Below are 14615 nucleotides of genomic sequence, written 5' to 3' on the forward strand. Positions count from 1 at the left end.
AATTGGCTAGCCGGCCAAATTCCAGATCCCTTTGAATAATCGCCGATTTCTGTAATTCCTTTGCCTGCAGTCAGAAAAAAACGGGCGCAATATTGCCTATTGCAGCAACCCAACCAGATACTCAGACAAACGCTGGTAGCTATACTCCACCCGCGCATAAGCGGAATTGGGCACACCCTCGAACTCGCGCCCACAGTCACCACCCGCATTGTATGGTTTAAGGTAGGCATCGCGAATTAGATTCGGTTGTTCAGCAACAAAGCCTGGTCCGTCAGCTGCAGGGTAATTCATCGCCCATTCGAAACTGCCATCACCGGTCACCCGGGACAGCTGGAGCCGAATCGGATCGAGGAATCCATAGCGCAACAGTCGCAGATACGGCGGCTCATCTTCAGAAAACTCCCTTCGATCGAACTCAAGAACCGGATCGGTAAAACCTTCTGGCTGTGGTTCATAGCCTGAAAACTGGTACGCCTGAACTCCGGTTACAACCTGGTTTGCTTCGGCGGCATCCTCCTGAGGGGCACAGCTGTTGATACCGGCGGCAAACGTTACGGCTTCCACCTCACTGCCCTGCTCTGAAATCCGGTAACCGGGAAACACGGACGACGAATTTTCGGTTTCCGGAACCAGCGTACGGGTTGCCCCGTCACGAATCTCTGCAACCAATTCCACCAGATCACCACTGTCCCTCGTCCAGCTATAGGTAACCTCTGGAGGGCCGCCCAGCTCCGTTGAATCTGCCACAATCCCCCTGTGCACATGGCAGGTGGTACTGGTCTCGAAGTAAATACGCCGGTTGTCCCAATCGAAAATCAGGCGTTCATCCGTGCCCTCGTCGTCGAAATTCAAGCGGCTCTGCTCCGAAAGCGCGGCGGAGGGCAACCACTGGGTGTCCAGGTCCGCCATATAGCCATTCACACCGATAAGTCTTGCCAGCTCCGGCATGGAGGGTGCCAGACAGCCGTTCGCGGAGACCGATAGCAGTCGCCCGCTCTCACTGTAATCGAAGGCCAGCTCGGCGGAGATCTGCAGGCCGGAGCGACTGGCAGGCAGAGTGTCCTGATTGGCGGGCTCGGCGTAGACCTTCTGGCTGGTCAGCAGCACCGGGTCGCTCAGTTCCACATCCACTTCGGGCAGGGTCAGGGCATCAACGTCGACATTGGCAAAATCACCCTGGGCGGCGGCATCAACCACGGCGATGACATCGCCGGCATTCTGTACCAGAGACACACCCAGTAGAAACGCCGCTTCCTTGCTCAGGAATCGCTCCGTGCCGTCACTGTCTCCCGCTGCCAGCAGATCGTTATAGGCAGCTGGAATCTGGCTGGCCATGAACCGTGCCAATGCCCTGGCATAGGCGTGTGAGCGCTCGTCCCGGGCGAGGATATAATCGCGCACCAGATTCAGATCGGCCAGGCTGGCAGCGATGCCTGAAGGCGTTTCCAGGAACGAACCCAGCCCGACGATGCCCCGATAGCGGGCCAGTGTTGTCAGTGGCGTGATATTGCGAACACCGGGAGACGCCGACATCAGATAGGCACTGGCCACCGGGACGTTACCGTTACGAGTTTCCTCAAGGGTTTTACCCGGCATGGCCACGGCATGCAGTGAATAGTCCCGTGGATCAAGATCGGGGCCGACTGCAGGGTCCAGAACCAGCTCCGAAATATCCATTGCGAAACGACCGCCGGCGCCACTCATTGCGGTGGGTTCACCCGAGGCTAGGGTGACTTCACTGCCGTTATCCAGCTCGATGACCAGGGGCCCCGGCGTGAACTGACTGTCACCATCCATATCCAGCCACACCCGGGCATTCTTAAGGTATCCGTCGATGACCTTACCGGTATAGGGTGCAGGCTCACTGTACTCCACGCCATCGAAATCCCGCCCGTCCACGGGCAGCTCGTCGGATTCCTCACCGCAGCCGGCCAGGAAAAGGGAGAGAAGAGATACAGAGAGACCAATGAGGCGTTTCATCGCGGCAACCGTTTATCCTTGTTAGAGGTTGTGCCGCTACTTTAGGGGATGTGATGGCCGGAGACCTTGATAGGTTTGGCAATTTGTAAAGTTTGGTAACGAGTGGCCCGTCTGGCTAAGTCGCTGAACTACTGAGCCAGACGGGACACTGGTCACGACGAGCAGCTGTAATGGGACAAACCGCCAAGATCGAACAACTCCAATGGCTTCAGCCGGTAGTAGTGCGACTCAACGGAATTCGACTGCTCGGCATAGGGTTGCGTTAATACATCCTGCAGCGCTCTTAGCGGCCGGTAATCACCCTCGGCTGCTTGCTGATAAGCAGTAACCACGAACCACTCGCGCATGGTGTATTTCGGGTTCACGAGCTTCATATTTCGGGACAGTTCCTCGCGGAGCCGGGAACCGTTGCCAGCGCCGTCGATTCCAATCTGTGATCTCCACTTGGCAAGCCACTCGGACCAGCGCTTCAACAGCCCTTCCGACTCGGCCCCTCCCGCTTCATTCATTGGCCTGTAAAAGCTCTTTTCGATTGACCTGATATCGTCGGGTATTGAAGAGAGCTCGCGAAAAAAGACGCTGTAATCCACAGGTGTCTGTGTCATCAGCATCATCAACTCCCTGAAGAGTTCAGAGTCAAAAACCTCAAGGCCCAACTTCGCTGCCCACATCCTCTCCATTTCCGCCTGCATCACCTCCGGAAAGCCGCTATGAATCTCGTCGAGTTGAGCCAGTTCATCCTCGTGAGCGCCTAGCAGAGGCCTCAGGGCTGAACAGAAACTTTTAAAGTTCCTTTCCGCTGCCGCGGGCTGGTTCAGGAAAGAGAAGTGCTGTCCGCCACCGGTCCATGGTTGGTAAAAGGGTTCAAACACTTCACAGAAGCCGAAGGGGCCGTAATCCAGTGTGAAGCCGCCGGCGGCGCAGTTGTCACTGTTGAAATTGCCCTGGCAGTAACCAACCCGGATCCAGTTCGCCACCAGGGAAGCAAGACGGCTGCGGAACGCCCGCGCGAGCATCACGATTTTTGTGGGAGTATCGAGGGACTGATCAATAACCCCGTTATACTCGCGATCAATCAGGTGCAGTACCAGTTGCTCGAGTTCTTCAAGCGCACGGGGGTGTTCCTGCTTTCGGGCCCTGCGACCAAAGAGTTCAAGTTGGCCCACCCGAATGAAGGACGGGGCCGCACGCGTGGAGATGGCTACCGGCTCCGAAATGAGCTGGTCCGGATCCAGGGAATGGGAGCCCTCGGAGTACCAGGGGCGCCGCACTCTCTCCGTTTTCGATACATAAAGACTCAGAGACCGGGAGGTCGGCACACCCAGCGCGTGCATGTGCTCCTGCGCCAGGAATTCACGCACGCTGGAACGCAGAACCGCCCGTCCATCGGCACCGCGACAATAGGGCGTCTGGCCGCCACCCTTGAGCTGCATTTCCCAGCGCTGACCGTTCAGAACAGCTTCCAGTACTGAAATTGCTCGGCCGTCGCCATAGCCGTTGCCGGTCTGGAACGGGCATTGCTGGGTGTATTCGGTGCCGTAGATGGAAAGCGCGTAACCACAGGCCCAACCGACTTTGCTCATGGGCTCCGGCACGAGTGAGAGGTCTCCGGAGAACATCCTGATAAAGTCATCGGATTGGCCCAGGCTGTCGGCAAAGCCCAGTTCGCGGAATAAACTCTCGCTGTGGGCAACGTATTCAGGGGTCTCGATGGGCGTGGGCCTGACCGGAACATAGTGGCCTGAAAAAACCTGCCTTGGCCGGTGGTCAACGCCATCAGGAGTGGCATCCGGATCACGGTTCAGACTATCCATCAGTGAATAGTCAGCCATCGGTGCAAGTTCTTCGAGGTTGGTCACTTCGAGACTGGTATCTCGCGACAATGGCTGTTTCATCTGTGCCTCTCCTGATCAAAGGAAACGGGCAGTGCCAGCACTGCCCTCAGTTGCCCTTATGACCAGAACTTCAGGCCATGCTCAGAATGAACGGGCAGTGCCAGCACTGCCCTCAGTTGCCCTTATGACCAGAACTTCAGGCCATGCTCAGAATGAACGGGCAACGATTTCCTTCATGATTTCGTTGGTGCCGGCGTAGATCCGCTGCACCCGTGAGTCCGCCCAGGCCCGTGCGATCGGATACTCCCACATGTAGCCATAGCCGCCGTGGAGCTGCACGCACTCATCCATCACTTTGCACTGCAGATCTGTTGTGAGCTGCTTGAGCATCGCCGCGGTAGGAATGTCGAGCTTCTTGTCCAGATGCAGCTCCAGGCACCGATCGGTGAACACCCGGGCAGCGGTAATTTCTGCTTTCATTTCCGCCATCTTGAAGCGGGTATTCTGGAACGCGATCACCGGCTTGCCAAAGGCGTTGCGCTCCTTGACGTAACCCAGTGTCCACTGCCAGGCGGCTTCGGCAGCGGCGACAGCACCCAGAGCCACCTGAAGACGCTCGGCCGCCAGCTCCTGCATCAGTTGGAAAAAGCCCTGGCCTTCGCCCGGACCGATCAGATTCTTCTCAGGTACCTTCACATCCTGAAAGAACAGCTCGGAGGTGTCCTGGGCCTTCATACCAACCTTGTTCAGGTTCTGACCTTTTTCGAAACCTTCCCACGCGGTTTCCACCATGAACAGACTGATGCCCTTGGCGCCTTCCTTGGGATCGGTCTTTGCAACAACAATAACCACGTCAGCAAGCTGGCCGTTAGTGATGAAGGTCTTGGAACCATTCAGCACGTAATGATCGCCGTTTTTCACCGCCGTCGTTTTCACGCCCTGCAGGTCCGAGCCGGCACCCGGCTCCGTCATGGCAATGGCGCCAATCATTTCGCCGCTGGCCAGTTTGGGCAGATAGTAATTTTTCAGCTCGTCGGAGCCGTAGTTGAGCACGTAAGGCGCAACAATGTCAGAGTGCAGGCCCCAACCTATGCCCGTCAAGCCGGCCCTGGCTACCTCTTCGATCAACACCGCGCTGTACCGGAAATCCGCGCCTACGCCGCCAAACTCTTCTGGTAGACAAGGGCAAAGAAAACCCAGCTCACCGGCCTTCTGCCAGAGCTCGCGGCTAACCTGGCCGTCTTTCTCCCACTGATCATGGTAAGGCGTTGCCTCCTGCTCCAGGAACTTGCGGACAGAATCGCGAAAGCCTTCAAGGTCGGCGTCGAAGAGAGTGCGTGGAATCATGGTGAACCTCGGTGAATAACCTGTGTTGTGATTGTCGTTCACCAAGTCTCTGCCCGGAGGCCCATTTGCTCAATGATGAAAAGCATCAATCGGGCTGACCAAAACCATCGCTGCGAGCAGCCTCAGCCCTTGCGCTTGTCCTCGGCACGGGCCTCGCCCCAGCGGGGCATCAGGTCCTGGGGCAGGTTCAGATGATCGAGGATTCGGGCAACAATAAAATCCACCAGATCCCCGAGCGACTGGGGCTTGTGATAGAAGCCGGGGCTCGCCGGCATGATGACGGCACCCATGCGAGTCAGTTTCAGCATATTCTCCAGATGCACCTCGGAGAAAGGTGCCTCCCTGGGAACCAGAATGAGCGTACGACGCTCCTTCAGAGCCACATCGCCGGCCCGCTCAATCAGGTTGTTACTGGCACCGGTCGCCAGGGCCGAGAGAGTGCCGGTACTACAGGGGCAAACCACCAGCGGCGCTTTCTCCCCGGAGCCGGAAGCCGGCGGGGCAAACCAGTCTTCCCGACCAAACACCAGAACATGCCCGGATTCTGCGCCGGCATAGGCAGACAATGTTTCCTGCATCGCCGGCGGCGTTCCCGGCAGTTTCAGATCGGTTTCCGTGGCGATCACCACCTGCGCAGCCCGGCTGACCATGACATTCACCCGGCAGCCTGCTGACACCAGGCACTGCAACAGGCGCAGGCCATACTGGGCACCGGAAGCGCCAGTGAAGGCCAGGTTAACGGTCGTTGGCCGGTTATGGTCGTTGCTCATGGATGTCGCCACTTGTCAGTCAGGGGGAGTCGCCAGTTGCGCCGGATCAGCCACGGATACGCTCAAGCTCGGCAATAAGTTTACCGTGAATGCCACCAAAGCCGCCGTTGCTCATGATCACAATGTGGCAGGGGCTGGGAAGATCTTCCAGGGTGCGCGCCAGCAAGTCTTCCACTGTAGCCTCCACCCGATGCCGATCGGAACCGGTATTCAGCTCCTGCCAACCGGCAATCAGTTCCGGCAGCCAGTCCATATCGTTCAGATTGGCCCACAGAACCCGGTCTGCGGTTTCCGCGCTGGGCAACAATGTCTGCTGGTGGACGCCCTGCTTCATGGTGTTTGAGCGCGGTTCAATGAGCGCCAGGATGGGCTCGTCACCGACCTGGTTGCGCAAGCCCTCAAGGGTGGTGGCAATGGCGGTCGGATGGTGGGCAAAGTCGTCGTACACACGCACGCCGTCGATATCCGCCAGCAGCTCCATGCGCCGCTTGACGCCGGAGAACCGGCACAGGGCTGCTACCGCATGATCCGGGGTAACGCCCACATGGCGTGCCGCAGCAATCGCAGACAGGGCATTGCGGACATTATGAAGACCGGTCTGATCCCACTTCAGCGTTGCTACCGGCTGCTCGTGATGAATGACCAGGAAACGGCTGCCGTCCTCCGACAGCAGCTCGGCCCGCCAGTCCGACATGCGCGGGGTTTCGCTGCCGATGGCGGTGTCCTGCACCGGGCTCCAACAGCCCATTGCCAGGGCATTATCCAGGTGACGGTCCACCGCCGGACGGATAATCAGGCCCTGGGAGGGGACTGTTCGCACCAGGTGATGGAACTGGCGCTCAATGGCTTCAACGTTTTCGAAAATATCCGCGTGATCGAATTCCAGATTGTTCAGGATCAGGGTGTGGGGACGGTAATGGACAAACTTGGAGCGCTTGTCGAAGAAGGCGCTGTCGTATTCGTCCGCCTCGATCACAAAAAAGTCGCTGTTGCCCAGCCGGGCCGACACGGGAAAGTCCCGAGGAACACCACCAACCAGGTAACCCGGTTCAAACCCGGCCTGATCCAGGATCCAGAGCAGCATGGACGTCGTGGTGGTCTTGCCGTGGGTACCGGCCACCGCCATCACCCAACGGTGCCTGAGCACCTCGCGGCTCAGCCACTCGGGCCCGGACATGTAGTCGATATTGCGGTTAAGCACCGCTTCGACTTCCGGGTTGCCGCGGGACATGGCGTTACCGATGAGCACAAGGTCCGGCTTCGGCTCCAGGTGATCCGCACTGTAACCTTCCATCAGGCCAATGCCCTGGGCCTCCAGCTGGGTGCTCATGGGCGGATAAACGCCCTGATCGGAGCCGGTCACAGTGTGGCCCAGCTCCCGGGCCAGAACGGCCAGGCTGCCCATGAAGGTGCCACAGATTCCGAGGATATGAATGTGCATTCGGCAACTGCCCTCTGTGTTGAAACCCGACAAGCCTCCCGTATCCGCCCCACCCCGTCAAGAGCCACGCTATCCGCAATCCTGCTCATGAAAATTGCCGTCGATTGGCGTATCATCTGCGCCATTGTCGAACCAGCAGGAGGCTCCAGCCCGAGATGGCCATCAAGAACGCATTCTACGCTCAATCCGGCGGTGTCACCGCCGTCATCAATGCCAGTGCCTGTGGCGTCATCCAGACCGCCCGCAAGCATCCGGACAAAATCGGCAAGGTGTTTGCCGGACGCAACGGCATTATCGGGGCGCTGAAGGAAGAACTGATTGATACCAGCCTCGAGAGCGACGATGCCATCCAGGCACTGATTCACACTCCGGGGGGCGCTTTTGGCTCCTGTCGCCACAAGCTCAAGAACATTTCCGAGAACCGTCGCGAATACGAGCGGCTGATTGAGGTTTTCCGGGCCCACGACATCGGCTACTTCTTCTACAACGGCGGCGGAGATTCCCAGGATACTGCCTACAAGGTCTCCCAGATCGCCGACAAGATGGGCTACCCGATTACCTGCATCGGCGTGCCCAAGACCGTGGATAACGATCTGCCCTTCACCGACTGCTGCCCCGGCTTCGGTTCCGTTGCCAAGTACATTGCCACCTCCACCCTGGAAGCCAGCCTGGACATCAAGTCCATGTGCGAAACCTCCACCAAGGTGTTCATCCTGGAAGTCATGGGGCGCCACGCCGGCTGGATTGCCGCATCCGGCGGCCTGGCCGGACAGGGCGAGGGCGAACCACCCCATATTATCCTGTTCCCGGAGATTCCGTTTGACCGTGAAAGCTTCCTGGCGCGCGTGGATCATTGTGTGAAGGAATACGGCTACTGTGTTGTGGTGGCCTCCGAGGGTGCCCAGTACGAAGACGGTCGCTTCCTGGCGGATGCCGGTGCCAAGGACGCGTTCGGCCACACCCAGCTTGGTGGTGTTGCACCGGCCCTCGCCAATATGGTCAGGCAGGCACTGGGCCACAAGTATCACTGGGCCGTAGCGGATTACCTCCAGCGCAGCGCCCGCCACATTGCCTCCGCCACTGACGTGGAACAGGCCTATGCCGTTGGTAAGGCCGCAGTGGAAATGGCCCTGGAAGGCAAGCAGGCCCTGATGCCCACCATCGTCCGGGAACAGGGGAAGCCTTACCGCTGGAAGATTGGCGAAGCGCCCCTCAGTGAGGTGGCAAACCAGGAAAAGAAGATGCCCATTCATTTCATCACCGACGACGGTTTTGGTATCACCCAGGATTGCCGGGACTACCTGGAGCCGCTGATTGCCGGTGAGAGCTTCCCGCCGTTCGATAATGGCCTGCCACGAGTCGCCAAACTCCAGAACACCTTGACCGAGAAGAAGCTCAAAACCGATTTCCAGCTGTAGGCCTTTTCGGCCCCATCAGGAAGCAAAAAAGCCTGACAGATTGCCTCTGTCAGGCTTTTTTCGTTCTTTTGGAAGACCCCGGCCGTTTGTTAGCGGGCCAGTTCTGCCTGGTGGTCGCGCACGTAGGCATAGAACTGATCAAAACCGCCCACATACTGGCTACCGACAAGAATCTGGGGCACGGTATAGACGGGCCGGCCAATCCTGTCGGCGATATCCTGCTTGCTCATACCCTTCTCGATCATATCGACCCAGACATAGGGAATGTTTCTGGCCTCACACAGGTGCCTGGCCTGCACACAGAACCCACAACTTGAGCGGCCGTAAATCGTGACCTGCTCCATAAACACCTCCCCATGGTCTCTGGCGGTATATTCAACGATTAAAATCGCATAAACGAATCATGACACGGCACCCGGTAATTGAAAATTGATGCTTTGAATCGCCGCTATAGTAGCGGGCCATCATGTTCTGAGGCGGCTCAGCTCGCGCTCCAGAACCTGCACCTCGTTGTCCAGGGCCTGACCACTGCCCTTGACCCGACCGGCAAGCTCCCGGAGATCATTGGCGGCATCGCCGATGTGCGTAAGGTTGCGATTGATTTCCTCGCTCACCGAACTCTGTTCTTCCGCTGCCGTGGCCACCTGGGTTACGTGCTCCACGATGGTCCCGATCCGGTCGACCACCGTAGCCAATGAATGGGCCGCCTCCTGGGTACCATCGACCGCCGATGTGGCGCGGTCAACGCCGCTCTGGATCACCGAAACGGCGCCATTCACATCCTGCTTGAGCCCATCGATCATGGTGCTGATTTCATCGGTGGATTCCCGCGTCCGGGAGGCCAGAGTGCGGACCTCATCGGCAACCACGGCAAATCCGCGACCCTGTTCGCCGGCCCTGGCGGCCTCGATGGCCGCGTTGAGAGCGAGAAGGTTGGTCTGTTCGGCGATGCCACGAATAACATCCAGAATCCGGTTGATGTCCTCACTGCGATTGGCCACCTGTCCGATTGCCGTACTGGCCTCACCCATATCGTTGGCGACCGCGCTCACGCCATTCACCGCCGATGACAGGGTATCCTGGGTAAACCGGATGCCGTCCTGGGCCATACGGGCATTATCCGCCGCCTCGCCGGCAAATCCGGCCACTTCCCCTGCAGCGGCAGACATTTCGTTCATGGCGGTCACCACGCTGTCGATGTCCTGGTGCTGCCGGCCGGTCTGCTCATCGGTCTCAACCGCAATACTGCCCACATCCCTGGCCTGTTCCCGGACCTTGGCGTTGACGCCCTTCAGGTCATTGATCATTTCCCTCAGCCGGGCCAGGAAGGCATTAAACCCGCCGGCGAGCTCGATCAGTTCGGCATGGGTGTCGATTTCCAGTTCACGGGTCAGGTCCCCTTCGGCGCTGGCCAGGTTCTTCATGCGATCCCGGATTTCATCCAGTGGCCGGGTAACCGAGCGCACCAGGAGCACCAGCGCCACGATGGCGAAAACCACCACCGCGATCCCCACCAGGGTCTGGCGTGTGGCTGTCGCGGCGACTTCGTCTGACAACAGACCGGTAATTTCCGAAACGCTGGCGAGCGCGGCATCCCGCGGCAACTCGATCAGCAGCGACCACTCGACATCCGGCAACCGGATTTTAACAGGATACGCCACGGCCAGGGTCTGCCCGTCATCAAAGGTGCCCTCACCCCGGTGCAGCCCTGCGAAAGTGTCGCCATGCTCGGGCACGGCTTCCTGAAGAGGCCGGCCAAGCTGTTCCTCATAATGACTGGAGGCCGCGATAAGCCCCTGCTCACTGATCAGCGTGACACGGGACTGGCCGCCGAACAGTTCCTGACTGACACCGGCAATGGTTCGTTGCAGTGTCGAGAGATTGATGTCGACACCCACCACGCCGGCGAATGTTCCGTCATCCAGAATCGGAACCACCAGGCTGGTCATCAACTCCGAGTAGCCTTCGCTGATTTCGTATTCGTAGGGTTCCATGATGCAGGGTGACTTGGTGTCCCGCGAACACAGGTACCACTCTGCTTCCCGGATCCCGAATTCGTTCAGGCTGTCCAGATATTTGGTAGCCGGGTCTTCCGTGCGGCTGAACTGGACCTGGCCGTCCGGATCCCGGTAGTAATAGATCTCCAGGGTGCCCTCATCGCTGCTGTGTTCTTCAACACCACCGGTGAAGTAGCGATCCTGGCCATCGTAGCCATCAGGCTCGAACTGGGCGTAGATCGAACTCAGGCTTTTCTGCTCCTCCAGAACTGCGCCAACGGTCTCCTGCAGGGCTGTCCGGCTGATACGACCAGAGCTGTCAGCCTGAATGTTTCGGATAATGACATTGCGGACGACTTCCGGGGTCCGAAAGGCTGTCGCAAACTGGCCACTGACCAGTTCGCCATATTTGCCGGCGGTTGCGCCAAGCTGATCCATCACAATACCCTGCACCGTATCCCGGGTCTCGGCCGTCAATCTCTCTTCCATGTCTCCGAGTGACAACTGGGCCGTAACCACGATGCTGATACCCATAATCAGGAGCAGGGACACAACGAGGGTGTAGAGCTTGAAGCGGAGCGATAACTGTTTCATGGTAAGGCCGGACCTGCGGAGTGTTGGAGGTTCATTTCATATTAAAGCACGGAGGGCCCGGTGGCCTACCTGACGCTATTTCTGACCGCGTTCGCTGCCGCCACGCTGCTGCCTGCCTACTCGGAAGTCCTGCTCGGCACTCTGATAACACAGGGCTACTCCTGGTGGTGGCTCTGGTTCTGGGCAACACTGGGCAACACGTTGGGCTCGGTCGTTAATGGAGTTATCGGCCGGCAGGTGGATCGCTTTAAGCATAAACGCTGGTTTCCGGTCAGCGAGATGCAGCTGCACAAGGCGCGGAACCGTTTTAACCGTTATGGCCAGTGGTCACTGCTGATGGGCTGGCTGCCCCTCGGGGGCGATGCGCTGACCCTGGTTGGCGGGATCATGCGCGTGCCCTGGCTCAACTTTGTCATCCTGGTGGGTATCGGTAAGGGCGCCCGCTACGCCTTCGTACTCTGGCTTGTGGCAGAAGCATCCGGCGCGTCGTCACCTTCTCCGTAGAGGTATTTCCTGAGCAGCGGCTCGCCATTGAACTCGGAATTCAGTACCGCGACAAAGGTGTAGACCCCGATCAGTTTTCGGTTGAGGAAAACAAACTCCTTGGGAGGCACCCGGAAATAGCGACTGATGGCCGACCGTGCCGCCTGACGGGCCACCCGGGACGGCAATTCGCTCTGCTTCCAGCGATACTGGCCCTGACTGTTCACCGCATAATCCGGCCAGGATTCCTTGTCACTGGATAGGGGCTCGAGCACCGACATGCAGACCTGGCCAAACTTCTCCAGGACCTCCGCCGGCCACTCGGTGCTCATGAAGCGCAATTTCACGCCGCCATCAATGACCGCCTGGAGATCGTTCTCGTAGGAGGCTCTGATCATCTGGATAACCGGCTTGAGAAAGTCATCCGAATAGGCCTGAACAGCCCCGAAATCGAGCAGAACAATGCGATCGTATCCCGGATCATCTCCCTCTTCGCCGGCGATACGGATTCGATAGTTACCAAAGTTCGGATCCGTCTGTATTTCCCCCCAGACAAACAGCTCCCGGAAAAACAGCTCGAGAGCGGCCTTGCCAAGGGCGCTCCGACGCTCCAGCGGAAGCTCTTTGACCGCCTGGGAGCTGACCGAATGACCATGTTCGTAGGTCGAGCAAATAACGTGTGCGGTTGAAAATTCGGGCAGGACCCTGGGCACAATGAACCTTGGATCCGACGCCAGCATAGTGCGGAATTTCTCGGTGGTTTTCGCCTCCAGGCGATAATCCACTTCCCGATGCATCATCTGCCGGACTTCTTCCAGCCAGTCATTGAACTCCGGGCCGAAACTGACCAGCCTCGCTACCCGCAACAGCTGGGCAACGGCATTCAGATCGCTGTCTACTGCATCGGCAACGCCGGGGTACTGCACCTTCAGCACCAGTTCCAGGCCGTCGCTTTTGCGCCAGGCCCGGTGCACCTGCCCCAGCGATGCCGCGCCAATGGGTTCGGGCTCCACATCCAGTTGAGCCAGGCGGTCCGCCCCCAGTTCATCTTTCAATACACGCTCAATGGCCGGCCATTCCAGTGAGGTGGTCTGGTCTTCCAGGGTATGTAGCGCTTCGGTGACTTCTTCGGGCAGAAAATGCTCGCCATACAGGGCCATAACCTGGCCGATCTTGACCACGCTGCCCTTCAGCTGACCCAGCTCATCCACCAGGAACCGAGCCTGGCTCGACAGCATGGCCCGGTGCCGCTTCTCCCGGTTTTCCCGGCTGCTGAACCAGTTGGTTGCCATATGGGAAGCCATACGGGTACCAGCAAACAACCCGGCACGAGTCAGGCTCAGCCTGCGTTCGAAACTGCCAGTCTTGATGCGGGAAACCGAATTTCCTGAACGTCTGGAAGACATAGTGACCTGTTCGGATCAGAGAATTTCACCACGTTTGGCGACTTACACCATTATACGGATAGTCAGGGTAGCTGACCTAACCGAGTCGACCGGCTTTCCGCGGCCACGGGGCCAATGTGTCAACGTCGTCGCCGGTTTACACCTGACCAACCGGATCGTTTACGTTTCGACACAGTTTCTGGCAGGAAACCGGTCTAGTATTTCTTCATACGTAAGGTCCGACAACGACTATCACAAGAACAAGATCCGAACATGCCGCAGTCCGCAAGAAAAACGCCGGATACGGAACTGTCCCAGTTCCGGGTCAAAGGCGAAATTCCTGTCCCGATCCTGATCAACTGGCTGACGGCCGTTGCCGTTCCCCTGCTGTTCTTCTTCGCCTGGCGCTCAAGCCTGCAGAACGATCCGATTACGCCACCACTGCTGATTGGCTTCGCCGTGCTGCTGACCGTCAACTCTGTGACCTATCTGCTTTCCGGCAACAAAACCTTGCAACGCCGGGGGTTCATTACCCTGATCACGGTGCTGTTCACTTATCTGGCGATCCACGCCGTTGAAGATGGTTCCGCCATTATCTGGCTGTTTGCCTATCCCCCCATCATTTTCTATATCAGTGAATCCCGGATTGGCGTGCTCGCCTGCAGTGGCGGATTCGCTGCCGTCATTTTCCTGTTCAGCCCGTTGGGAGACCTGCTGTTTGAACCACCTCACAGCACCAGTTTCCGAATCACTATGGTGGCGGTACTGGGCTTTGAAATGGTCACCTGCTACATACTTGACCAGAGCCGCCGACGCAGCAAGCTGGGACTGCTGAAGCTGGCTGCGGAATTTGAATATGCAGCCAAGCATGATGCCCTGACCGGCCTGGCCAACCGACGGGAAGCCCTGGAGCAGTTGGACATCGAGTACCAGCGCTACCTTCGCAATGCCCGGCCCTTCTCTGTGCTGCTGATGGATATCGACCTGTTCAAGAGCGTTAACGACAACTACGGACATCATGTGGGGGACGAGCTGATCATGCTGGTTGCCAGAACCCTGCGGGAGCAATGCCGAAAGGTTGACACCCTGGCCCGTTGGGGCGGTGAGGAATATCTGGTGCTGTTGCCGGAAACCACTACCGAAGAGGCCATGTCTTCTGCCAACCGGATCCGGGAAGCCTTTGCCGCCAAATCCGTTAACACGGAGCAGGGCCAGGTTCAGGCCACCATCAGCGTGGGTGTGGCATCAATTCGGGGATCCGAGTCCATCGACCGCCTGCTGCAGCGGGCAGATGAAGCCCTGTATCGCGCCAAATCCGAGGGGCGAAACCGGGTATGCGGTTACGAGAACGAAGCCGCCGCCTGA

11 protein-coding genes are annotated in these 14615 nt (G+C 58.4%); 3 read left to right on the top strand and 8 right to left on the bottom strand.

Annotated elements, in window-relative coordinates:
- Window positions 1–96 precede the first annotated feature (96 nt).
- From KEHDKFFH_RS16820 to mpl, 5 genes are all read right to left on the bottom strand, one after another.
- Window positions 97–1980, bottom strand: a complete 1884-nt coding sequence (locus KEHDKFFH_RS16820) for a hypothetical protein (RefSeq protein WP_104322980.1) — start codon at window positions 1978–1980, stop codon at window positions 97–99.
- A 152-nt stretch (window positions 1981–2132) separates the two neighbouring features.
- Complete coding sequence (locus tag KEHDKFFH_RS16825; protein ID WP_104322981.1) at window positions 2133–3875, bottom strand: protein adenylyltransferase SelO; 1743 nt, start codon at window positions 3873–3875, stop codon at window positions 2133–2135.
- A gap of 147 nt (window positions 3876–4022) precedes the next feature.
- Complete coding sequence (locus tag KEHDKFFH_RS16830) at window positions 4023–5162, bottom strand: acyl-CoA dehydrogenase family protein (protein WP_104322982.1); 1140 nt, start codon at window positions 5160–5162, stop codon at window positions 4023–4025.
- Window positions 5163–5284: 122 nt separating this feature from the next.
- A complete protein-coding gene (locus KEHDKFFH_RS16835) occupies window positions 5285–5932 on the bottom strand; it encodes a flavin prenyltransferase UbiX (protein WP_104322983.1) in 648 nt (215 codons plus the stop codon).
- Window positions 5933–5978: 46 nt separating this feature from the next.
- Window positions 5979–7373, bottom strand: a complete 1395-nt coding sequence (gene mpl / locus KEHDKFFH_RS16840; protein WP_104322984.1) for a UDP-N-acetylmuramate:L-alanyl-gamma-D-glutamyl-meso-diaminopimelate ligase — start codon at window positions 7371–7373, stop codon at window positions 5979–5981.
- Window positions 7374–7528: 155 nt separating this feature from the next.
- Between mpl and KEHDKFFH_RS16845 the strand changes: the two genes are divergently transcribed.
- Entirely contained in the window at window positions 7529–8791 is a 1263-nt protein-coding gene (locus tag KEHDKFFH_RS16845) for a 6-phosphofructokinase (RefSeq protein WP_104322985.1), read from the top strand.
- Window positions 8792–8880: 89 nt separating this feature from the next.
- On the opposite strand, the gene KEHDKFFH_RS16850 is transcribed toward KEHDKFFH_RS16845, so the two are convergent.
- Together KEHDKFFH_RS16850 and KEHDKFFH_RS16855 are read right to left on the bottom strand one after the other, a co-directional pair.
- Window positions 8881–9135 (bottom strand): GrxA family glutaredoxin, encoded by a 255-nt coding sequence (locus tag KEHDKFFH_RS16850; protein WP_064227053.1) that lies wholly within the window; start codon window positions 9133–9135, stop codon window positions 8881–8883.
- Window positions 9136–9255: 120 nt separating this feature from the next.
- Entirely contained in the window at window positions 9256–11382 is a 2127-nt protein-coding gene (locus KEHDKFFH_RS16855) for a methyl-accepting chemotaxis protein (RefSeq protein WP_104322986.1), read from the bottom strand.
- 60 nt (window positions 11383–11442) lie between these two features.
- Between KEHDKFFH_RS16855 and KEHDKFFH_RS16860 the strand changes: the two genes are divergently transcribed.
- Window positions 11443–11886: a YqaA family protein gene (locus tag KEHDKFFH_RS16860; RefSeq protein WP_064227051.1), complete on the top strand. Its 444-nt coding sequence runs from the start codon at window positions 11443–11445 to the stop codon at window positions 11884–11886.
- Here the strand turns inward: KEHDKFFH_RS16860 and KEHDKFFH_RS16865 are convergent.
- Complete coding sequence (locus KEHDKFFH_RS16865; RefSeq protein ID WP_104322987.1) at window positions 11826–13271, bottom strand: ABC1 kinase family protein; 1446 nt, start codon at window positions 13269–13271, stop codon at window positions 11826–11828. The genes KEHDKFFH_RS16860 and KEHDKFFH_RS16865 overlap by 61 nt on opposite strands.
- Before the next feature lie 252 nt (window positions 13272–13523).
- Between KEHDKFFH_RS16865 and KEHDKFFH_RS16870 the strand changes: the two genes are divergently transcribed.
- The gene (locus KEHDKFFH_RS16870; RefSeq protein WP_104322988.1) at window positions 13524–14615 is read left to right on the top strand and encodes a GGDEF domain-containing protein; all 1092 of its coding nucleotides are present in this window, start codon (window positions 13524–13526) and stop codon (window positions 14613–14615) included.

The organism is Marinobacter maroccanus (genome assembly GCF_002933275.1).
GTDB classification, from domain to species: Bacteria; Pseudomonadota; Gammaproteobacteria; order Pseudomonadales; family Oleiphilaceae; genus Marinobacter; species Marinobacter maroccanus.